The 21,451-nt window shown below is 69.8% G+C and carries 16 protein-coding genes and 1 pseudogene; 7 read left to right on the forward strand and 10 right to left on the reverse strand.

All coding sequences use genetic code 11. The annotated features are described in order from the left end of the window. Nucleotides 1–19: 19 nt before the first annotated feature. The 5 genes from C8250_RS39985 to C8250_RS40005 all read right to left on the reverse strand — a co-directional run bounded on the left by C8250_RS39985 (nt 20) and on the right by C8250_RS40005 (nt 7,012). Nucleotides 20–943, reverse strand: coding sequence for a carbohydrate ABC transporter permease (locus C8250_RS39985; RefSeq protein ID WP_138358645.1), 924 nt, complete (start codon nt 941–943; stop codon nt 20–22). Then, nucleotides 940–2,283: an ABC transporter permease subunit gene (locus tag C8250_RS39990; protein WP_232486239.1), complete on the reverse strand. Its 1,344-nt coding sequence runs from the start codon at nt 2,281–2,283 to the stop codon at nt 940–942. Before C8250_RS39990 ends, C8250_RS39985 begins: the two co-directional genes overlap by 4 nt. Nucleotides 2,284–2,303: 20 nt before the next feature. Next, a complete protein-coding gene (locus C8250_RS39995) occupies nt 2,304–3,626 on the reverse strand; it encodes an ABC transporter substrate-binding protein (RefSeq protein ID WP_138358648.1) in 1,323 nt (440 codons plus the stop codon). Between the two features lie 84 nt (nt 3,627–3,710). Then, nucleotides 3,711–5,390 carry a glycoside hydrolase family 13 protein gene (locus C8250_RS40000; RefSeq protein WP_138358650.1) on the reverse strand — a complete coding sequence of 560 codons (1,680 nt, stop codon included), beginning with the start codon at nt 5,388–5,390 and terminating at the stop codon, nt 3,711–3,713. A 341-nt stretch (nt 5,391–5,731) separates the two neighbouring features. Then, nucleotides 5,732–7,012 (reverse strand): ABC transporter substrate-binding protein, encoded by a 1,281-nt coding sequence (locus C8250_RS40005; protein WP_138358652.1) that lies wholly within the window; start codon nt 7,010–7,012, stop codon nt 5,732–5,734. Nucleotides 7,013–7,174: 162 nt separating this feature from the next. On the opposite strand from C8250_RS40005, the gene C8250_RS40010 reads away from it, so the two are divergent. From C8250_RS40010 to C8250_RS40025, 4 genes are all read left to right on the forward strand, one after another. Then, complete coding sequence (locus tag C8250_RS40010; RefSeq protein WP_138358653.1) at nt 7,175–7,681, forward strand: PadR family transcriptional regulator; 507 nt, start codon at nt 7,175–7,177, stop codon at nt 7,679–7,681. Next, on the forward strand, nt 7,678–8,445 hold the full coding sequence (locus C8250_RS40015) for an ABC transporter ATP-binding protein (protein WP_138358655.1): 768 nt from the start codon (nt 7,678–7,680) through the stop codon (nt 8,443–8,445). The genes C8250_RS40010 and C8250_RS40015 overlap by 4 nt, the downstream gene beginning before the upstream one ends. 4 nt (nt 8,446–8,449) lie before the next feature. Beyond that, entirely contained in the window at nt 8,450–10,756 is a 2,307-nt protein-coding gene (locus tag C8250_RS40020; RefSeq protein WP_138358656.1) for an FtsX-like permease family protein, read from the forward strand. 215 nt (nt 10,757–10,971) lie between these two features. Then, a complete protein-coding gene (locus C8250_RS40025; protein ID WP_138358658.1) occupies nt 10,972–11,175 on the forward strand; it encodes a hypothetical protein in 204 nt (67 codons plus the stop codon). Nucleotides 11,176–11,293: 118 nt separating this feature from the next. On the opposite strand, the gene C8250_RS40030 is transcribed toward C8250_RS40025, so the two are convergent. The 4 genes from C8250_RS40030 to C8250_RS40045 all read right to left on the reverse strand — a co-directional run bounded on the left by C8250_RS40030 (nt 11,294) and on the right by C8250_RS40045 (nt 17,988). Then, nucleotides 11,294–11,932 carry an IS630 family transposase gene (locus tag C8250_RS40030; protein WP_203218468.1) on the reverse strand — a complete coding sequence of 213 codons (639 nt, stop codon included), beginning with the start codon at nt 11,930–11,932 and terminating at the stop codon, nt 11,294–11,296. Continuing rightward, nucleotides 11,818–12,429, reverse strand: a complete 612-nt coding sequence (locus tag C8250_RS40035) for a helix-turn-helix domain-containing protein (protein ID WP_138359669.1) — start codon at nt 12,427–12,429, stop codon at nt 11,818–11,820. The genes C8250_RS40030 and C8250_RS40035 overlap by 115 nt, the downstream gene beginning before the upstream one ends. Nucleotides 12,430–12,567: 138 nt before the next feature. Continuing rightward, a complete protein-coding gene (locus C8250_RS40040) occupies nt 12,568–16,260 on the reverse strand; it encodes a family 78 glycoside hydrolase catalytic domain (RefSeq protein WP_138352066.1) in 3,693 nt (1,230 codons plus the stop codon). A 633-nt stretch (nt 16,261–16,893) separates the two neighbouring features. Beyond that, entirely contained in the window at nt 16,894–17,988 is a 1,095-nt protein-coding gene (locus C8250_RS40045) for a M20 family metallopeptidase (RefSeq protein WP_138352108.1), read from the reverse strand. A 140-nt stretch (nt 17,989–18,128) separates the two neighbouring features. On the opposite strand from C8250_RS40045, the gene C8250_RS40050 reads away from it, so the two are divergent. Continuing rightward, nucleotides 18,129–18,368 (forward strand): hypothetical protein, encoded by a 240-nt coding sequence (locus tag C8250_RS40050; RefSeq protein WP_138352065.1) that lies wholly within the window; start codon nt 18,129–18,131, stop codon nt 18,366–18,368. A gap of 110 nt (nt 18,369–18,478) precedes the next feature. Here the strand turns inward: C8250_RS40050 and C8250_RS44155 are convergent. After that, nucleotides 18,479–18,565: pseudogene (locus tag C8250_RS44155) on the reverse strand (TetR/AcrR family transcriptional regulator); the annotation flags it as partial. A 299-nt stretch (nt 18,566–18,864) separates the two neighbouring features. On the opposite strand from C8250_RS44155, the gene C8250_RS40060 reads away from it, so the two are divergent. Continuing rightward, nucleotides 18,865–19,461: an HD domain-containing protein gene (locus C8250_RS40060; RefSeq protein ID WP_138352064.1), complete on the forward strand. Its 597-nt coding sequence runs from the start codon at nt 18,865–18,867 to the stop codon at nt 19,459–19,461. 445 nt (nt 19,462–19,906) lie between these two features. Then, nucleotides 19,907–21,337: a M1 family metallopeptidase gene (locus tag C8250_RS40065; protein WP_138352063.1), complete on the forward strand. Its 1,431-nt coding sequence runs from the start codon at nt 19,907–19,909 to the stop codon at nt 21,335–21,337. Nucleotides 21,338–21,451: the final 114 nt, after the last annotated feature.

Here is a 21,451-nt window from a genome sequence, read left to right on the forward strand (position 1 = left end):
CGCGGCCGCCGAAGGACTGTCACTTCACCGAGCCGGCCATCACCCCCTGGACGAAGTGACGCTGGAAGGCGAAGAAGACGATCAGGGGAACGACCAGCGACAGAAAGGCGCCCGGAGCGAGGACGTCGATGTTGGACCCGAACTGCCGCATCTGCGACTGCAGCGCGACGGTGAGGGGCTGTGAACCGCTGTCGGCGAAGATCAGTGCGACGAGCATGTCGTTCCACACCCACAGGAACTGGAAGATGCTCAGACTCGCGATCGCCGGTTTGGCCACCGGGAGGATCAGCCGCCGGAAGATGAGCCATTCGGAGCCGCCGTCCATCCGCGCCGCCTCCAGCATCTCGCGGGGGATGTCGGCGAAGTAGTTCCGCAACAGGAAGATCGCGAACGGCAGCCCGTAGGCGACGTGGAACAGGATGACGCCGGTGAGCGACCCGAAGATGCCGAGCGCGCCGAAGAGTTTGGCCACCGGCAGCAGCCCGATCTGCACCGGCACCACGAGCATGGCGACGACCAGCAGGAAGATCACGTCGCGCCCCGGGAACTCCAGCCAGGCGAAGGCGTATCCGGCCAGGGACGCGAGGACGACGACGGCCATCGTGGTGGGCACGGAGATCAGCACCGTGTTCCAGAAGGCATGGGTGATTCCGCTGTCCGCCAGGATCGAGCTGTAGTTGGAGAACCCCAGGCCGCCCGGGTGGGCCAGCGCCGTCCACCAGCCGGTGGTGGCGTTGTCGGTCGAGGGCCGCAGCGACGAGACGAAGAGACCGAACGTGGGCACCAACCAGACCAGGGCGACGACCACCAGGAGCGCCTGGACCAGGCCCTTGCCCAGAAAGGCGGTGAGCCGGGAGGTCAGCCGCACGGGGCGGCGCGCGGCCGGGGGCGCCGCGGTCGTGCGCGGCGCGGCCCCGACAGGTGCGGTGTGCTGGGTCGTCATGTCTGGCTCCTGCGGAAGCGACGGATGTTGAGGACCATGACGGGTACCACCAGGAGCAGCAGCACCACGCCGATGGCGCTCCCCAGCCCCTGGTTGTTTCCGCCGCCGAAGGAGACCAGCCACATCTGCAGCGCCAGCACGTTCGCATCCTGCTGGACCGGACCGGGGGCGATGATGTAGACGAGGTCGAAGACCTTCATCACATTGATCAGCAGCGTCACGAAGACCACGGTCATGACCGGGCCGAGCAGCGGCACGGTGATCCGGCGGAAGATCTGCCACTCGCCCGCGCCGTCGATGCGGGCCGCCTCCAGGACCTCGCGGGGAAGCGAGGACAGTCCGGCGCCGATGAGGACCATGGCGAATCCGGTCCAGATCCACAGATAGGCACCGATGATGGCGGGGGTGATCAGTGCCGGTCCCAACCAGGACACACCGCCGTACGGTTCGGCGAAGTTCGCCGCCGGAAGGCGCACGGTGTAGGAGCCGTCAGGCACCGCGTCGAAGCGGAAGGTTCCGTCCGGCCCGGTCGCGGCGTGTCCGACCACCTGCTGGTCGCGGACCAACTCGACCGTCATCTGCGGCAGTCCGCGTTCCCGGGCGTCGACCGCGTCGGGCCGGCCGCCGCCTCCGGGGACGAAGTCCAGGAAGACGGTTCCGGTGACCGCGCCCGCCGCGGCCGAGGCGGTCTTCGCCTGGGCGGCCGTGGCGGGAAGGGCGGTCGGTTTGAGGCCGACCAGCCCGAGGGTGAGCGAGTCACCGGGACGCACCGGCCGCGCGGTCCGGTACCCGCCGCCCTTCTGCGCTTCCAGCACCTGGGAGCCGCGGGTGCGGGCACCGGGGTAGGGGGAGGCATCGGTGAAGGCGTCGTGGGCGCCGACGGCGACCGCGTTGAGCACCCCGCGCTGCGGGTCCTGTTCGTAGACGAGCCGGAAGGTGATGCCGGCGGCGAGGAAGGAGATCGCCATCGGCATGAAGATCAGGACCTTGAACGCGGTGGCCCAGCGGATCTTCTCGGTGAGTACCGCCAGCATCAGCCCCAGGCCGGTGAGCAGTGCCGGGGCCACCGCTATCCAGATCGCGGTGTTGCGGATCGCCTTGAGCGTTGCCGGGTCGCCGAACATCTCGGTGTAGTTGTCGAGGCCGGCGAAGTGTTCCCCCGAGGCGTCGAACAGCGACCGCACGACGGCGAAGACGATCGGGTAGCCGACGAGCGCGCCCAGCAGCAGCAGGGCGGGGAGGGCGAAGACCACGGCGTTGATCTTGCGGCGGCGTACCGACCGCTGACGGGCGGTGCGGGCGCCCCGTGCGGCACCGCCCGGCCGGCTCCGGTGGTTCATGACGGACATGTCGGCCGCCCTCAGCCCTTGTAGGCTTTGAGCGCGGCCGTCTCCAGGACCTGGGCGGTGTTCTTCGGGGACGACGGGTCCCGCAGGAAGTCCTGCAGGATCTTCCACTCGCCCGAACCCTGGGTGCCGCCGAAGGCCGCCGGGGCCTGGTCGGACATGTCGAAGCGGACAGTCTCACCCGCGTCGACCAGCGACTTGGCGGTCTGCCGGGTGGTGTCGTCGGTGTAGTTGGCGATGTCCAGCTTCTGGTTGGGGGAGAGGAACCCGCCCGCCTTGGCCCACACGGCCGCCGCCTCGGGGGTGGCCAGGTACTCGATGAACTTCATGGCGGCTTCCTGGTTCTTGCCCGCCTTCAGCGCCACGGCGGCGTCGCCGCCGCCGACCACCGGAGCGGTGCCGCCCGTCACGGCGGGGAACGGGAAGAACTTGGCGTCCTCGCCGACGTTCTTGTGCAGATCACCGGAGATCAGGCCGCTGACGAAGTCGCCCTCATAGACCATCCCCGCCTTCGGCTGCTTGCCGAAGACCTGTTCCACCGACTCGGGGAAGTCGGTCTCCAAAGCGCCCTTGCGGCCGCCGGAGATCAGCTGGTCCTTGGCGAACAGAGCGCCCAGGGTGCTGAGCGCCTTGACGACCGTGGGGTCGTTCCAGGGCATCTTGTGCTGCGCCAGCTTGTCGTAGTTCTGCGGTCCCGCCTGGGACAGGTAGATGTTCTCGAACCAGTCGGTCAGCGGCCATCCGGCCTCACCCGCGACGGAGAAGCCGGGGAGCCCGGAGTCGGTGACGGCCGAAGCGGTGGTGATCATCTCCTCGTAGCTCTTGGGGACGGTGGCCCCGGCGTCAGCGAGCGCCTTGGGGCTGTACCAGACCGTCGACTTGTTGGAGGCCTTGAAGTACAGCCCGTAGAAGGCGGAGTCGACGGTGCCGTAGTCCTGCCACACCTTGGCGAAGTTCGCCGCTGCGGCCGTGCGGGCGGCGGGGGACAGCGGCCGCAGCCAGCCCTTGCGGGCGAACTGCTGGACCACGCCGACCTGCGGGACCATGACGACGTCGGGTGCGTTGCCGCCCTCGATCTTGCTGCCGACGACGGTGGAGACGTTGTCACCGGTGGAGATGAAGGAGGTCTTGGCACCCGTCTTCGCCGAGAAGGCGTCCAGCACCTTCTTGAAGTTCTGCTGCTCCACACCGGTCCACACCGCCGCCACGGTGAGGGACTGGCCCTTGAGTTCCTGCTTGCCGTCCTGCGCGGCGGTTTTGTCCTGGCCGCCTCCGCAGGCCGTGGCCGTCATGGTGAGGCCGAGTACCACTGCTGTCGCTGCCACGATGCGCTTCATTGGGTAGATCCCTTCGTCGAATCCGCCCGCGGAACCGGGGGCGGTGGTGAGGTTGTCCGGTCGGGCCGGGGCCGGCGGACCGGCTCAGGACGCGGGCAGGTCGCAGACCCACCAGGCGGCGGTGTTGCCCGGAAGCAGCCCCGCCGGGCAGGGGGCGCTGGCCAGCAGCGGCGGCCCGGGAACGGGGGCGGGTACCGGCTCTTCGCCGAAGTTGACGGCGCAGACCATGCCGTCGCCGCGCACGAAGGCCAGTACCTGGGGTGGTGACTCGAGCCAGCGCAGGCTGCCTTCGCCGAGCTGGGGAAGCTGTTCGCGCAGGTTGAGGCCGTCGCGGTACAGGTGCCAGAACGAGCCGGTGTCGCTCAGAGCGCGGTCGGTGGTGTGTTCGGCGAACCAGGCGGGCTGCGGCAGCCAGGGCTGCACGGTGGAGCCCGGCGCGGTGAACCCGAACGGTGAGGCGTGTCCTGACCACGGGAGGGGGACCCGGCAGCCGTCACGGACGTAACGGCGGCTGCCGGTCCGGCGGAAGATCGGATCGGTCAGCGCGTCGTCGGGCAGGTCGAGCACCTCGGGCAGGCCGAGCTCTTCGCCCTGGTAGATGTAGGCGGCGCCCGGCAGCGCCAGCATCAGCAGCGCCGCGGCCCGCGCGCGGGTGGCGCCCACGCCGCCGCTGTCGGCGTCGTAGCGGGTGACGGTCCTGACCTGGTCGTGGTTATTGAGCACCCAGGTCACCGTGGAGCCGGTTCCGGCGATGTCGCGCAGCGCCTCGACGATGGTGCGGCGGAAGTCGGCGGCGTTCCACGGGGCGCTGAGCAGGTGGAAGAAGAACGCCTGGTGCAGTTCGTCGGGGCGCACGTACAGGGCCTGATCCGCGGCGGTGGGTACGGAGACCTCGCCGACCAGCAGCCGGTCCTGTCCGTCGTGGGCGGTGTACGACTCGCAGAGCGCTCGCCACCGGCGCCACACGTCGTGCACCTCGGGCTGGTTCCAGGCCAGCGGGTTCACCGAGTCGCGGGTGCGTTCGTCGGCCTCCGGGTCGGGGGAGTCCGGCAGTTCCGGGTGCCGGAACAGCCCTGCGGCGACATCGATGCGGAAGCCGTCGACCCCCCGGTCGAGCCAGAACCTCAGCACCTCCTCGAAGTGGTCCCCGACCCGCGGGTCACGCCAGTTGAGGTCAGGCTGCTCGGGGGTGAACAGATGCAGGTACCACTGGCCCGGGCTGCCGTCCGTCTCCTTGACGCGTGACCAGGCCGGACCGCCGAACATCGCACGCCAGTTGTTCGGCGGCAGCTCCCCGTGCTCCCCCCGGCCGTCGGCGAAGTGGAAACGGGACCGGGCCGGGCCGCCGGGGCCGTCGGCGAGCGCCGCCCGGAACCAGGGATGGGCGCTGGAGCAGTGATTCGGGACGACGTCGATGACGACCTTCAGCCCGAGCCGGTGCGCGTCGGCGACGAGACGGTCGAACTCGGCGAGGTCTCCGTAGAGCGGGTCGACGGCGCTGTAGTCCGCGACGTCGTAACCGTGGTCGTGCTGGGGGGAGGGATAGAAGGGGCTGAGCCAGATGCCGTCCACGCCGAGCTTGCGCACGTAGGGCAGTCCCACCCGGACTCCCGCGAGGTCACCGACGCCGTCCCCGGTGCTGTCGAGGAAGCTGCGGATGTAGACCTGGTAGACCACGGCGTCGCGCCACCAGGGGCGCTGCCCTTCGGCCGGCCGGGCCGCAGGTGTGCGGCCTGCGGGGTTCTCGACTGGGACTGCGAGCATCCCGTCACCATCCTGAATCTGACGCGCGAGCGGCCGTCGTTGGAGTTGGAACCGTGAGAACCGATCGGTGTGCCGGGACCGGCCCGCGGCATGCGGGCAGGGGGCAGCGGCGCACCACGGTGCGATCGGCGGGGTTGGGGTGGGGTGCGCACTGCCAACGGCAGCCGCACCCTGTGATGCATGCATGCATGTTAAGTAGGAGAGTCGGGGAGGTGTCAACGCTCTCGGGCCATAAGGCCTTCATAGAGGGGTATTCATCCCGATATGTGCGGGAAATTGGAGCGACTCGTCCCGACGGAGATGCCTAACAAGTAACTAGGAAGGTGAATCTGGAGCGGGGGTCAGCCGCTCCGTACGACGTCCTGGAGCTCTCGCTGCAGCCGGGCCAGCGCCTGCTCGGGCGTCTGCCGCAGGGCCAGCGCGTCATAGGTCACGGCGGCGACCACCAGGCTCACCTGCTCGTACCGTGCGCTCTTGGGGCGCGGCCTGGCGGTGCGGACACTCTCCTTGAGGACCGGCAGATACGGGTAGCGCCGGATGAGAGCCGGGTCCGAGTACAGCGATGCCCACACCGGCGGCAGCCCGCCGTCGGTCAGGACCTGGCGCTGCACGCCTTCGCTGGACAGGTAGGCCATGAGTTCCGCCGCCGACCGCTGGTGCTGCGAGTGCGCGTTGACGGCCAGGTTGGAGCCGCCCAGCACGCCGCTGCCGGGCCCGTCCGGGCCGGGCAGCGGGACCACGCCGAACTTCCCCGCCACCGCGGAGTCACGGGCCGAGGCGAGGTTGTAGACGTAGGGCCAGTTGCGCAGGAACAGCAGCTTGCCGTCCTGGAACGCCTGCCGGGATTCCTCTTCCTTGAAGGTCAGCGCCTCGCGGGGAATCCAGCCGTCGGTCACGCCCCGGGTCAGGAACCGCAGGCCCTCCAGTGCGGCGGGGGAGTTCACCGTCGCCTGTCGCCCGTCACCGCCCAGGATCGATCCGCCGGCCGACTGGACCGCCTCGGCCACGTTCACCGTCAGCCCCTCGTACGGCAGGAACTGCCCGGCGTAGCCGCCGATCCGGTACTTGGCCGAAAGGGCGGAGGCCTCTTTCTCCAGCTCGGCCCAGGTTCGCGGCGGTGGCAGGCCCTCCCGGTCGAGGATGTCCTTGCGGTAGTACAGCAGCCCCGCGTTGGTCACGTACGGCATGGCGTACAGCCGGCCGCGGAACGTGGCCGTGTCCGCGACGGAGGGCAGCAACCGGTCCATGGGCAGACCACGCCCGTCCACGGGGGCGATCCAGTGATTGCCGGCGAACTCGGAGGTCCAGGCCACATCGATGTTGAGGACGTCGAAGCGGCTGCTGCCCGACCGCAGACTGTCCGCCATCTGCGCGTGGACCTCGTCCGCCGCCTCGGGCAGCTCGACCAGCTTCACCGGCTCGTCGGGGTGGCTCCGGTTCCAGCCGTCCAGCACCGGCTGCAGATAGCCGGTGAGGTCCCGGCCGGTGACGAGGGTCAGGGGCCCCCCGCCGTCGGAGGCGCCCGGCGGTGCGGCGTCCGCACCGGCCCCCGAACCGGCGTAGCCGGCCATCACCAGGGCGCCCACGAGCAGTCCCCTGCCCATGATTCGCGCCCAGCGCATCGGTCCCTCCACTCCTCGCTCCGCCCGCGACATGTTCCGCATGGCCGAGGCGTCCTGTATACCTGCTGAGCATGCGCGATACTAGGGGCCGCGGTCAGCTGCCTGTCCGGGCACGGCCAATACCCCTAACAAGCAGGTAGCCGGGGAGGAGGCTCAACCACCGTGCGTCTTCCGCTGCTCGCCCTGCTCGCCGCAGGTCCCGCTCATGGTTACGAACTGAAGCAGGGCCTGGAGAAGCTCTTCGGAGCGGCGTACCCTCAGCCCAACATCGGTCAGATCTATGTGACCCTGGGCCGACTGGAAAAGGCCGGCCTGATCGCGGGCGAGGACATCGTCCAGCCGGACCGCCCCAACAAACGCATCTACGAACTGACCGAGGCGGGCCGCGAGAGCGTCGACGCCTGGTTCGAGGAGCCGTCCCCGACCCCCCGGGTACGGGACGACTTCTTCATGAAGCTCGCCCTGGCCCCCCGGACCGGCAGGGCGGACCAGGTCACGCTGATCAACAAGCAGCGCCGTCACTACCTGAACCTCATGCGGGCCCTGTCCAAGCTGGCCGCAGGGGAGGACCAGGACAACCGCATCGCACAACTGCTGATCGAGGGCGCGAGCCTGCATCTTCAGGCCGACCTCGACTGGTTGGAGCGCTGCCAGGAGGAACTCGAATGACACGAACCGAGCCGGCCACCGGTCCAGCGCCGCACCTGCTGAGCGTGACGGGCCTGACCAAGACCCATTCCACCGACGGCGCCAGGGTACGGGCCGTACGCGGTGTGGACCTGAACGTGGCGCGGGGCGAGTTCGTGGCCGTCACCGGGACCTCCGGAGCCGGGAAATCCACCCTGCTGCACCTCCTGGGGGGACTGGAGCGCCCCGACAGCGGGCGCATAGCCCTCGACGGACGCCGCGTCGACGATCTCAGCGAAGCGCGCTGGGCCGTACTGCGCCGCCGCAGGATCGGCATCGTCTTCCAGTTCTTCAACCTCGTCTCCACCCTCACCGTCGCGGACAACATCGAACTGCCCGCCCTCCTCGCGGGTCGCACGCCCCGCCAGGCGCGGGCGTCGCGGGAGGAATTCGTCGGCCGGCTCGGACTGGGCGGCAAGGAGAACAGCCTGCCCGGCGACCTCGCCGGCGGCGAGCAGCAACGGGTGGCGCTGGCGAGAGCCCTGGTCAACGAGCCGGATCTGCTCCTGGCCGACGAGCCCACCGGTTCCCTGGACGGCAAGGGGACCCGGGAGGTGATCAGGCTGCTCACCGAGCTGCACCAGCAGGGCCAGACCATCGTCCTGGTCACCCACGACGCCAGGGTGGCCAGCGCGGCCGACCGCGTCATCAGCTTCTACGACGGCCGGATAACCGACGACACCACCCTCGACACCACGGACCAGCACCGGGCAGCCGCCGCCGACATCGTGAAACTGACGGGCTGACCAGATGCGCGCCATCACCCGCTGGGCACTCGCCGACCTGCGCACACACCGCGGCCAGGCCCTGTCCATCGTCCTCGCCACCGCCGGGATCACCGTGGCCCTGCTGCTCTCCGCGGCGCTGCTGCAGTACGCGGTCAGCCCCTGGCAGCGGCTGTTCACCGAAACGCAGGGCGGCCATGTGTGGCTGCGCACCACGGCAGGCACCCCTACCTGGCCGCTGAGCGGGCTCGACGGAGTGCAGGCGCTGTCCGGCCCGTTCCGCACCGATTCGGTGACTGTCCGTCTCGGCGCCGAGACGGCCGCGCTCGACCTGCGTGCCGCCGGACCGCACAGGGAGGACATCGCCCAGCCCAAGATCGCCGCTGGGCGCTGGCTGGACGGCACGCAAGGCGACGGGATCGTGCTGGAGCAGTCCGTGGCCGGCGCCTTGTGGGCCCAGCCCGGTGACACCCTGCAGATTGAAACCGGCGGTACGAGCGTCCGTACGCTGCGCGTGGTCGGAACGGCCAGGACCGCAGAACGGGGATACGTCCGCGGCGACGTCCCCGGCGTGGGCTGGGCTTCGCCCGACCTGGTCGGTGCCCTGGCCTCCGCGCAGACGCACCCCGGGCAGACCGTCGGACTGCGGCTCGCCGACCCGGGCGACACGGACTTCGTGGTGCAGCGGGCGGTCGCCGCGGTGGGCCCCGACCATGTGCTCTCCGTCTCCACCTGGCGCGATGCCCGCTCCGCCGCCGAAGGCGACAACCGGCTGCTGGGGCTGCTGCTGAGGATCTTCGGGCTCGGCGCGCTCCTGGCCGCCGCGGTGGCGGTGACCGGAGGTGTCAGCACCCGCGTCCTCGCCCACGTCCGGGACATCTCGGTCCTCAAAGCGGTGGGGTTCACCCCCGGACAGATCGCCGGGATGTTCTTCGCGCAGCACGCCGTGCTCGCGGTGCTGGGCGCCGCCGTCGGGACGGCCGCCGTCCAGATCGCGGGCACCGCCGTGCCCGGCCCGATCGGCGAGGCGGTGACGCTCTGGCAGGCGCTGCCCGGACAGAGCTCGTCCCTGGTGTACACCTGCGCCGCCACCGTCTCCGCCATCGCCGCCGCCACGATGTTCGCCGCCTGGCGTGCTGCCCGGATCCCGCCGATACCCGCCGCCCGGATCACCGCACCGGGGCGACGGAGCTCGGCTCGGTCACGAACGGCGTTCCGCTTCAGGACACCCCCGTCGCTGGTGCTCGGATGGCGCGGAGCCGTGCACCGCCCGGGGCGCTTCGCGGCGTCCGTGGCCCGGCTCGCGCTGCCCATCGTCATGATCACCGTGGCTCTCTCCGCCGCCGCCACGCTGGACCGTTTCCAGCATCCCCCCGAGAGGGCCGGACTGACGGCACAGCTGACGGCGCGCGAGGACGGCGCGTCCACCACCGGGCTGGAGACCCGGCTGACACAGCTGCCCGGCGTCTCCGGCGTGTACCCGGCGACCGAGGTCGCCGCGCTCGTGCCCGGGCAGACCCGCACCATCACCCTGCGCGGGCTCGGCACCGCCGAGCACCGCTACCCCTTCGCCGCGGCGGAAGGGCGGGTCGCGACGGCACCGGACGAGGCGATGGCCGGACAGGGACTGCTCGACGCCATGGACGTCCGGGTCGGCGAATGGGTCCGGGTCACCGTGGCCGGCACACCGCACATCCTGCACATCGTGGGACGCAGCATCGAAACCGAGCACAACGGGATGGTCATCTCCACCTCCCTGGACACTCTCCAGGAAGGGCAGGACTCGCTGCGCCCGCAGTTCTACCATCTGGCGTTGCGGCCGGGCGCCGACCCGGCCGCGGTGTCCCGCGCCCTGCCCCAGGCCTCGGACGGCCGGCTGGAGATCCGCACGACGGCCGGCCCCGCCGACGAGCTGTCCCCGATCCGCGGTGTGATCGCCGGGCTCGTCGCCGTGCTGGCACTCATCGGCCTGGTGGACCTCTCCACCTCGATCACCGCCGCCGTGCGGGATCACAGCCGGGATCTGCGGGCCCTGCGCGCCATCGGGCTGACTCCCCGCCAGACGGTCGCGGTCATCCAGATCAGCGCCGCAGTCATCGCCCTGGCGGCGGCACTGGCCGGCACCGTCGTCGGTGTCCTCACCTCGCACTGGCTGATCGACCTGCAAGGACGCTCCAGCGGCATCGGCGCGGGCATAGCGCGGACGCCCGCCCTGATGACGCTGCTGCTGGCCGGGGGAGCGGTGGTCACCGCCGCCGTCACCATCGCCACGCTGCCCGCGCTGCGGGTGGTCCGGGGCCGTGGGGCGGACACGGGGATCACCATCTACTGACGTCGGCCCGCGGGGTTTCGCGTACCGCCGTTCAGTAAGGATTTCAGCGGGGTAAGAAGCCCCCCATACGAGGCAAGCGCCCCGCCCGGGCGCTGGGGGTGACCCCTTCGACGTGCACGTACGCCTCGGTACGTGCATCGTGGAGGAGAGGTGATCTTCACATGCCCCTGTACATAGCTGTGGCTACGTTCGAGGCGAATGGACCGTTGGGTACCGTGCACATCGCCGACCACCCGGAAGAAGCCCCCGACGCGCAGAGCTATGCGAACACCAAGCGCGACGAGATCCTGGCCATGGACGAACACCCTGAAGTCGATCCGTCCCAATGGTCGGACCTCCGCCTGGTGCGCATCGACGTCTGGCCGGACGGCGTCGACATCGCCACCGCGGACCCGGAATTCGCCCTGCCTGTGGCATGAGGGCGGCACCTGTGCGGTCCCCTTCGCCGAGAAGGGGACCGCACAGGTGCCGCAGGCGAGCGATGACGTTCACCGGAACGGCTTCGGTGCCCACCCGAATGGCCTAGTGCTGAATTCCTCAAAGGCAGTAGACGTAGCGTCGGCGTAGGTGTCGGGTGGGTGGGGCGGGTCTGCCCCAGATCCAGGGTTTGGCGCGGGCGTTGAGTTGGGTTGTCGCGAGTTCGGTGGCGTGGGTGATTTCGTCGGGTCCGGCGAAGCTGTGGCCGGCGAGTGCGACTTTGCGGAAGATGCGCCACCAGCCTTCTTGGAGGTTGAGCCAGCAAGCGCTGACGGGTATGAAGACGTGGTGAATGCGGGGGTGGTCCTCGAGCCAGGTTCGGGTCGAGAGGCTGTTGTGCGAGGACAGGTTGTCGGTCACCACATAGATGTCGCCTGCAGGGTTGGCTTCCTCGATGCGTTGGAGGAACTGCTGGTAGAAGGCACTATTGCGAGACGGAGCGGTCATGGTGACCTGCTGTCCGTCGCGGATGCGGAGGCCGCCGTAGACCCAGGTTTTCTCCGGGCCGCGGCCGTAGTCGAGTTCTGCTTTGATGCGATGTCCGTCCGGCGACCAGCCCGGCGCCGGCGGGAAGGTGCGCGGGATTACCGGTCCGAGCTCGTCGACGCAGATGACCGTCGCGTCTTCGGGCGGGCAGGTGTAGAGGCCGACGACCCGCGTCCTTTTCCCTCGAAATCCCGGTCCTTTGAGCGGATCCAGGAACGGGTGCGGCGCCATCGGACGCCTTCGGCCACCAGGATTCTGCGGACTTGGGACCGGCCCACTTCGATGCCGCCGCGGCGGGCAGCCTCAGCCAGGGCGTCGAGTGTCCACTGCGGTGCCCCTGACTCGTCCTGCGCCGCCAGTTCGCCGTCCTCGTGCCTGGTCAGACGTCCCGGTGGCTCCTGTCTGACCAGCGCGATGATCCGGGACCTCTCGGCCTCGGTGATCCGGCGCGGCCGGCCCGCGACCGGCCGGTCCTCCAGCCCTTCCACCCCCAGCTCATTGAAACGGTGCAGCCACCACCGCACCGTCTTCGCATGACACCCCAGCTCCACGGCGATCGCCGCCACCCGCAGACCGTCCCAGCTCAGAACAATGATCTGTGCTCTGAGCACCAGGTCAGCCGGTGCCTTCCGAGCCCTCGTCAGCCGGTCGATCATCAACGCCTCATCCGGACCCGAAGCAGGCCGAGCCCGCAGCAATGTCGGCACCATCCACCCCCAGCGCACTCCTCAACACACCGTGTATACCCATAAGTTGAGGAATTCAGCACTAGGCGCCGCCGGACAGGTCCCTCCGCCCATCGCGTCGGCGCTCAGGCCCGGGCTCGTGCCAGGACTTCACACCAGGACTCAGGCCGGAGCGGTGAAGGTGTGGTTCCCGGCGGGAAGCCGGAAGGCCGCGGCGCCCTGGGCGTAGCCGAAAGGCACCGCCTGGGCGGGTGCGGTCACCGCGGCCGCCGAGCCGGCCGGCACCCGGACGGTCGCCGACGTACCGGCGGGCACGGTGATCTTGAGGGTGAACACCCCGCCGGAGACGGACCAGTCGCTGACCGCCTGACCGTACGGCGTCTCGTACGCGGCACGTGCCGAGGTCAGCCCTCCGCCGGGCCGGGGTGCGACGAGCAGCGCCCGGTAGCCGGGGGACGCCGGGCCGAGGCCGCCGACCTGGCGGTAGAGGAAGTCGCCGACCGAGCCGAGCCCGTAGTGGTTGAACGAGTTCATCCCGGCGTCCTGGAGGCTGCCGTCGGTCCGGATGCCGTCCCAGCGCTCCCAGATGGTGGTCGCGCCCCTGCTGATCATGTACCCCCAGCCGGGGTACCCGGGCTGGAGCAGGATCTGGTAGGCGATGTCGGCGCGGCCGTGGTCGGTGAGGACCGGCAGCAGGTCCTTGACCCCGAGGAATCCGACGGACAGATGGCCGCCGGAAGCGGCGACCTTCGAGACCAGCCGGTCGACCAGCGACTGCACCCGGTTCTCCGGGACCAGTCCGAAGGCCAGCGCCAGCACGTACCCGGTCTGGGTGTTGCCGGACACCGTTCCGTTGGCCGCGACGAAGTAGTTGGTGAAAGCGGCGGCGACCTGGTCCGCGAGGGTGCCGAAGGTGGTGGCCTCCGCGGTGCGCCCGGTGGCCCGCGCCATCCTCGACACCAGCCGAGCCGCCCAGGCGAAGAACGCCGTGGAGATGACGTTGCGGGCGGTGTCGTCGTTGACGTTGAGCCAGTCCCCGAAACCGCCCTGGTCACGGATCAGATTCGCGTCGGCGGTCGACCGGAGGTACTCCACCCACCGGACCATCGCGGCGAAGTGCTCGTCGACGACGCGTACATCACCCGTGCGCTGCCACAGGGTGTACGGGACGATGACGCCCGCGTCCCCCCAGCCGGCGACGCCCGAGCCGTCCTGGGTGTCCGGTGCGGTGTTCGTGAACGATCCGTCGGCGTGCTGGGCGTCCGTCAGGTCGTCGGTGTACTTGTTGAGGAACGACGACATGTCGATGTTGTACGTCGAGGTATCGACGAAGGCCGCGATGTCACCGGTCCAGCCGAGCCGTTCGTTACGGCTCGGGCAGTCGGTGGGGACCGCGAGCATGTTGGACCGCTGTCCCCATACGATCGCCTGCTGCACCTGGTTGAGCAGCGCGTTGGACGTGGTCAGAGTGCCCAGTTGAGCGGCGGACGTCCAGGCGGTGCGACCGGTGAGGGCGGACGTCGTCGGGGTGCCGGGGAAGCCGGTCACTTCGACGTACCGGTACCCGTGCAGGGTGAACCGTGGCTCGTAGGTTTCCGTCCCGGTGCCCGCGAGGGTGTACCGGTCGGTTCCCAGGCCCGCCACCCGCAGGTTGTCGGTGTAGAGCGTGCCGTCCGCGTTGAGGATCTCGCCGTGCCGCAGCGTCACGACGGTGCCCGCGGGCCCCGACACCCGCAACCGGTCCCAGCCCGTGGCGTTCTGCCCGAGATCGAAGATCCACACACCGGGTTTCGGCTGGGTGAGGGCGACAGGGACGCGGTCGTACTGCACCCGGACCCCCTCGTCGACCTGCGACACCAGGTTCGGGAGCGCACCCGAGCGCACCGTGACGGCGCTCCAGGCCGCGTCGTTGAACCCGGCGCCGTCCCAACCCGCCACGGCTGACCGGGCGTCGTACTCCTCGCCCATCTGCAGGTCGTCGACCCGGATCGGGCCGGGCGCGTACTTCCAACTGCTGTCGGTGGCCACCAGCGAGGTCGTTCCGTCGGTGTAGGTCAGGTGCAGTTGCGCCGAGTACCAGGGCTGCGCACCGTAGAACTGGGGCCCGTGCCAGCCGATATGGCCGGTGTACCAGCCGTTGCCCAGCCACGCGCCGAGCGCGTTGGCGCCCTGCGCGATCTGGGCGGTCACGTCGTACTCCTTGTACTGCACGCGCTTGGAGTAGTCCGTCCAACCGGGTGCGAGCGCGTCGTTGCCGACCTTGGCACCGTTGAGCCGCGTCTCGTGCAGGCCCAGGGCCGTCGTGAACAGCCGTGCCGTGGCCACCGGCTTGGAGACCGTGAACGCCTTGCGAAGCAGCGGGGACGGCTTGGCCTGCGGTATCGCCACACCGGATCCCCAGGGCCCGCCCCCATACACCGCCACCGCTTTCGCCTGCACCCAGGCGGAGTCGTTGAAGCCGGGCTGCTCCCAGCCGGCCGGTCCCGTCTGCGCGGCCTTCCAGGTGGCGTCGGTGTTGACGACCGGGCTGCCGGTCGCGGTCAGTTGGGCGATCATGCCCGCCGGCGACTGGCTGGTGTTCTGCGTCGACACCGCGATGGTGTTGGATCCGGCGTGCAGTCGGCTCGTGACGTCGACGACGGAGGCCTGCTGCCACGCGGTGGCGGAACTGACCTGGGTGCCGTTGACCCACACAGTGGCGGTGTCGTCGCCGGAGACGACGAGGGTGGCGGACGACGGGGCGGCCGTGAAGCTGACGGTCCTGCGGAAGTAGCGGGTCCCGGCCGGGACGCCGGAGGCCGGGTCGCCCTCCGGGTACCAGATCCAGGTGGCGCCGCTCAGTCCGGCGGTGGACAGCGGCTGCCCGATGAAAGCGCCCTTCCACTCGGCGGCCGGGGCGAGCAGACCGGTCTCGAAGGTCCGGACGGCACCCCACCCGCTGACGCGTCCCTGGGTGTCCCATATCTTGACCCGCCAGTAGTAGCGGGTCCGCGAGGCCAGCGTCGGGCCGCCGTACACGACATCGACGGACTGACCGCTCGGTGCGCGGCCGCTGTCCCAGACGTCGCCGGTACCGGCATCGGCCAACGCACCGGAAGTGGCGACGATGACCTGGTAGGCGCCCTGCGCCTGCCCACCGGCCCCGGTGAGTTTCCAACCGAACCTGGGCCGCGCGGCGTCCAGTCCGAGCGGGTCGGTGCGGCGCTCAGTGGTGGCCGAGGCGACGCTCAGCGGTGAGGCGGCCGCCGGGTCGGGCGCGGCGACGCGGCTTCCCCACGGACCCGACCCGTAGGCCCCGAGGTCGGCGGCGGCAGGCCAGGACGCGTCGTTGAACCCGGGCTGCTCCCAGTCACCCACCGGGGTCTGCGACGCCTTCCAGGCCCCGTCCGTGACGAGGTCTACGCCGGTGCCACCGGCCACGACGTGCACCCGCCCGATGAGGCCGGCCGGACCGGTGGAGGTGTTGCGGGCCACGACCGCGAGGGTGTTCGCCCCCGGGAGCAGTGCGGACTGGAGGTCGACGTACAGCGCCTGGGCCCAGGAGTCGGCGGCCCGGGGAGAGGAGGCCAGGGGAGTGCCGTTGAGCCAGACGTCCACGGTGTCGTCGCCGGTGACGACGAACTGCGCCTCGGTGACAGGGCCCGCCGGGATGGTGAACGTCCGGCGGAAGTACCGGTCACCGGTCGGGGCGGAACTCGCCGGGCTGCCCTCCGGGAACCACACCCAGTGCGCACCGGTGAGGGCGACGGGCAGCACGGTTCCTGCGGCCGGTGCGGCGCTCGCGGAGGCGGCCGTCAGAGCGGGGAATCCCGCCGCGGCGAGTGCGGCTCCGCCGAGCCCCCATTTCAGAATCATGCGTCGGTCGTGCCCGGAGGGGGACGGCTCGTCCAGCGGCATGGCTACTCCCACGTAGGAATGAATCGATTCATTCGGCGGGATGCTACGGCGTCCACCCCCATGCCGTCCAGGGATTCGACAGCCGCTCTCACGGCGGGACCTGAGCCCGGCAACCCGGGGTCGAATGGGCTGGTGGCCTGATCCCTACGGGTCGATCGGCAGGGTCAACACCCGTAATCTAGATGGTTGTTGTTGTCCAGAGACCTGCGCCTGCCGGCCCTGTTCTCGGAACGCGGCCCAACTGCCACCGTTCGCCTGCGCTTGCTTCCGTGCGATCGGGCGTACTCCACCGTGTCGACACACTCCGCCGATATCGTTTCAATTCATGGCCATGGGCCCGATCTCTGGAATGCGGCACTCGCCCGGCGATCGGGAGTCACGGCAGTCACGGGAGTCAACGTGGCGTCATGGTGCGTTGCGGAGTGCGGTGGCGAGCTCATGAAGATGGCGCGCGACGGGGCCGGCGGTGAGCAGGCCGCTGGCCGCGCCGCCCAGTTCCGCTGCCGCGGGGGTGAGCGCGCCTCATGCTTCCGAGCGGCGACCCGCGCGGATCGCGTGATCCGCGGCAGGTCGCGCACTCCGCATGCCCCTCTACGCGTTCTGGATCGCGTTCACCAGGCCGGCGACAAGATGCGCCCGCTCGGCCATCGCTTCGATCACCAGGTACTCGTGGTCGGCGTGGGCGCCGCCGCCGACTGCTCCGAGGCCGTCGAGTGTCGGCACGCCCAGGGCCGCGGTGAAGTTGCCGTCGCTTCCGCCGCCGACCGCCGTGCCTACGAGGTCGGGAAGCAGCTGCTGTGCCAGCGCGAAGAGCTGCGTCGATGCCGACTCGGGCATCGGGGGTCGGCCGACGGCTCCCTGAACGGTGATCCGGGCCCCTTCGAGATGCGGAGCGAGGGCCGCGAAGGCGGATTCGATGCGTTCCTTCTCATCGGCCGACTCGACGCGGACGTCGACGAGGACGGTCGCTTCCGCGGGAACGACGTTGTCCTGGGTTCCCGCGGAAGCGACGGTCGGGGTGACGGTCGTGCCGATGCCGGGTCGGCCGAGCGCCGCGATGTCCAGGACCTGGTGGGAGGCTTCGATCAGGGCGTTGACGCCGGCTTCGGGCTCAAGGCCCGCGTGCGACGCCCGTCCCGTGATGGTGACGTGGAACGTGCCGCAGCCTTTGCGGCCGGTCTTCAGAGCGCCGCCGTCAGCGGCGCCCTCGAGCACCAGCACGGCGCCGCAGGCGATGGCTCGTTCTTCGAGGAGGGCGCGCGAGGAGCGGGAGCCGACCTCTTCGTCGGCGGTCATCAGGATCTCGACGCCTGAACGGTCATCGAGCGTCGCCAGGCCGTGAACGGCCTGCACCAGACCGCCCAGCATGTCGAAGACTCCGGGGCCGGTCGCGTGTCCGTCTTCGACCCTGAACGGGCGGCGTTCAAGGGTGCCGAGCGGAAACACCGTGTCATGGTGACCGAGGATCAGCACTTTGGGATCCCCGCCGGCCGACCAGTGGACGTGCGGTCCCGCTTCGCTCTCGACAAGGACGGCCGCCCCGCCGAGGCGGCTCTCGATGACGGCGGCGACAGCTTTGGCCGATGCCGTCAGGGCGTTGAGGTCGCGCGATGGAGACTCGATTTCGACGAGTGTCCTGAGGTCCTCGAGCATCGCTTCAACACTCGCGTCGGCAGTTCTGTGCATCGTCACGGCGCAAGGTTACTCGGGAACGTCGTGCTGGTCGGCGGTGCGGAGGGCGGTCTCACGTGTGCGAGGACGGGGACGACGGCCGAAGCGCCCGGGCCAGGCGGTCGGCGGCGGCGCCGTCCGCGGGTGCCGTTCCGGTGAGGGTGCCGACCAGGCTCGCGGGTGATCACAAGGCCACCCGCGACTACGTCCTGGATCTGCGGGAGCTGCACGCCATCCATGCGGCACTCACGGCGGCAGCCACCGTCTTCCTCATCGACAGGACATACTTCGCGGCGGAGAACTTCCACGTGAAGTTGAGTTTCCATCGGGAGAACTTCGACGCCCTGGCCTTGAGCCTCGTCCAAGCGGTATCGGACGTGACAGCCCCGGAGTAACAGAACCCGCGAGTGGCCTCTCCAGGAGGAGAGGCCACTCGCGGGGATGAGTTCCCGACCCTCGGCCCGCCGGACCAAGTCCGGCGGGCCGACGCATTCCCGGCGAGGGGTTACGGCGTCACGATCCGGTCGACCGCTGCCGCGACGAGTTGTTCGCGTTCGGTCGGTGAGAAGACTCCGGGCAGGGTGAGCTGTTCGTCCGGTCCGACGGTGAAATCGTCGGGCGGTCGCGCAGAAGTTCCTCGTGCCTTGCCGCGTAGATGTCCACGGCCTCACGGATGGAGCATCCCAGGGAGTCGCAGATTCCCTTGATGGCGACGATGGTTCGGCCCTCGGCGATGTCGTGGTCCACGCTTTCGGGCAGTCCGCCGCTCATGAACCCCTCCGCTCCGGTCGTCGGTACAGCAGCGAAGTACAGCAACCACCCTGATCACCGTCAACCGGATATGACCTGTGGACGGGGCGCCGTCCGTTCGAATCTCAGTAGTCTGCCCCGATGGCACCATCAGACATCCTCTCCCGAGCTCTTCACGACTCTGCCGACCCGCCACTGCGACCGCTCCCGCCGCCGGTGGCAGACCTGCTTCTGTCCCTGAACGCTCCGCCGCGGTTGGCTGCCCATTTGCGTGCTGTCCACGATGTCGCAGGTCAGCTGGTCGAGTGGGTGGTTCATCGCTGCCCCGGCCTCGCCCTCGACCGCGAAGCTGTTCTCTTCGGGGCGGCGACGCATGACATCGGCAAAACGGTGCACATAGCTGAGCTGTCCGGGCCCGGCTCGTCGCACGAAGAGGCGGGGAGGGAACTGCTCTTGGCGCACGGGTTCGTCCCGGAGCGAGCCCGCTTCGCCGGCACGCACGCGGCATGGTCGGATCCCGATATCACGCTCGAGGACCTGTTGGTGAGCGCAGCCGACAAGGTCTGGAAGAACAAGCGCGTCCCAGACCTCGAAGACCTCATCATCTCGCGGCTGGTCCGAGCAACCGGCAGCCCGCGCTGGGACGAGTACCTCGCGCTTGAAGGGCTGCTGGAGGACATCGGCAACGGCGCCGACGGCCGATTCGCCTTCCAAGCGTCCTTCCCGGTGCACGCATAGCGGCCGCGAAACCCTCGCCGGGAGTTGGCTCCCACCCTGGGCCGGGGCGCGTTCCCTCACGTGGCCTACGGGGAATCGACGAGGAACCGGGGGCCGATAGGAGCTGCCGCAGGCGTGGTGGGAGGCGCCGTGTTGGGGGTTGCCTCACCCGAAGGGACCAGCGACCAGGCACACGCACCTCGGCGATGGCCAGGTGGAGTGCTGGGGAGCCGGACGGAACACCGGCCAAGGGGTGGTTCCTTGGCGGGCGGAGCCAGGGCCAGGGCCAGGGTCGAGGGGCCGGGGGCGGGCCAGTCTGCTGGGCTCGCTGGTGCCCGTGGGACTTTCCCTCAACACTGATCACTAACAGGTGGCGACACCTGCGGAACGAAGCAAACGCAGTAACGGCCAGACGAGGTTCGCCACCGCACACCGCCGTCATCCCGGCACGTTCAGAGGAGCACTTGTGACGCCATCCCTGCAGCAGCCCACCAGGCGCTCGGCCATCAGCCGGAGAGGAGCCCTTGTCGCGGCAGGCCTCCCCATCGCCGTCGTGGCGCTCCTTGCCTCCGCTGCCGGGCCCGCGGCGGCCGGCACCGCCGGCTCGCCCGGTGTGAACGACCCGTACTTCCCGTTGGCGGGCAACGGGGGCTACCACGTGAAGCACTACGACCTCACCCTCGGCTACGACCCCGGGACCCGCCATCTCGACGGGCGGGCAGTCATCACCGCGCGTTCCACCCAACAGCTGAGCCGCTTCAATCTGGATCTGAACGGGTTGAAGGTCACGAGCATTACGGTCGATCAGGCCACCGCGGCCTTCTCCCGTGACGGACAGGAACTCGTGGTCACCCCGAGGAAGTCCATCGCCAAGGACCGGGAGTTCCGTGCCGTCGTCACGTACGCCGGCATACCCGAGCCGGTCACCGACCCGGACGGTTCCCTGGACGGGTGGATCCCCACGGACGACGGAGCGTTCGTCGCCGGGGAGCCGCAGGGCGCCATGACGTGGTTCCCCGCCAACAACCACCCGAAGGACAAGGCGAGCTACGACTTCACCGTCACCGTCCCTCAGGGGCGCAGCGCTGTCGCCAACGGTGTCTTCCTCGGGCAGACGACCTCCGGCGGACGCACCACGTTCCGCTGGCGGCAGTCGGAGCCGATGGCCGCGTACCTGGCCACCGCGACCGTGGGCACGTTCAAGGTCGAGCAGTACACCACCCCGGGCGGCCTCAAGGTCTACAACGCCGTCGACCCTCGTGAGGCGGCCGCCTCGGCACCCGTACTCAAGAAGCTTCCGTCGGTTCTGGACTGGGAGAGCAAGGTCTTCGGCCCCTATCCCTTCCGGGCCGCCGGAGCCATCGTGGACCACGCGCCGAAGGTCGGATACGCGCTGGAGACCCAGACCCGGCCGGTGTACGACCGGGCGCCGGACCTGAGCACCCTGGTCCATGAGAGCGCGCACCAGTGGTTCGGTGACTCCGTCTCCCTCACCACGTGGAAGGACATCTGGCTCAACGAGGGCTTTGCGACCTACGCCGAATGGCTCTACGACGAGCAGCACGGCGGCCAGAGCGCGCAGAAGACCTTCGACGACCTGTACGCCACTCCCGCGGACGACGAACTGTGGTCGTTCCCGCCCGCCGACCCCGGCAGCGGGGAGCACATCTTCGAAGCACCCGTGTACTCGCGCGGCGCCATGGCGCTGCAGAAGCTGCGCCATGCGGTCGGTGACAAGACGTTCCTCCGGATCCTGCGTACCTGGGCAACCGACAACCGCGACGGTCACGGAACCACCGCGCGGTTCATCCGTCTCGCGGAGCGGCAGTCCGGCAAGAACCTGGACAGGTTGTTCCACACGTGGATCGGTACGGCGGGCAAGCCGTCCCAGCCCTGACACGACAGGCAGCGCATGACGGACCTCCCGCCAGGGGCTGACGGCGGGAGGTCCAGGCCCACGCGGCCGAGATCCAGGGCACGAGACCCACGGCAGACGACCGACTGCGGGACG

The organism is Streptomyces sp. So13.3, assembly GCF_005860785.2.
GTDB lineage: Bacteria > Actinomycetota > Actinomycetes > Streptomycetales > Streptomycetaceae > Actinacidiphila > Actinacidiphila fildesensis.

Coding starts and splice junctions, on each gene's coding strand:
- C8250_RS39985 (WP_138358645.1), bottom strand. CDS start 943: ATGACGACCCAGCACACCGCACCTGTCGGGGCCGCGCCGCGCACGACC.
- C8250_RS39990 (WP_232486239.1), bottom strand. CDS start 2,283: ATGAACCACCGGAGCCGGCCGGGCGGTGCCGCACGGGGCGCCCGCACC.
- C8250_RS39995 (WP_138358648.1), bottom strand. CDS start 3,626: ATGAAGCGCATCGTGGCAGCGACAGCAGTGGTACTCGGCCTCACCATG.
- C8250_RS40000 (WP_138358650.1), bottom strand. CDS start 5,390: ATGCTCGCAGTCCCAGTCGAGAACCCCGCAGGCCGCACACCTGCGGCC.
- C8250_RS40005 (WP_138358652.1), bottom strand. CDS start 7,012: ATGCGCTGGGCGCGAATCATGGGCAGGGGACTGCTCGTGGGCGCCCTG.
- C8250_RS40015 (WP_138358655.1), top strand. CDS start 7,678: ATGACACGAACCGAGCCGGCCACCGGTCCAGCGCCGCACCTGCTGAGC.
- C8250_RS40020 (WP_138358656.1), top strand. CDS start 8,450: ATGCGCGCCATCACCCGCTGGGCACTCGCCGACCTGCGCACACACCGC.
- C8250_RS40035 (WP_138359669.1), bottom strand. CDS start 12,429: ATGGTGCCGACATTGCTGCGGGCTCGGCCTGCTTCGGGTCCGGATGAG.
- C8250_RS40040 (WP_138352066.1), bottom strand. CDS start 16,260: ATGATTCTGAAATGGGGGCTCGGCGGAGCCGCACTCGCCGCGGCGGGA.
- C8250_RS40045 (WP_138352108.1), bottom strand. CDS start 17,988: ATGCACAGAACTGCCGACGCGAGTGTTGAAGCGATGCTCGAGGACCTC.
- C8250_RS40060 (WP_138352064.1), top strand. CDS start 18,865: ATGGCACCATCAGACATCCTCTCCCGAGCTCTTCACGACTCTGCCGAC.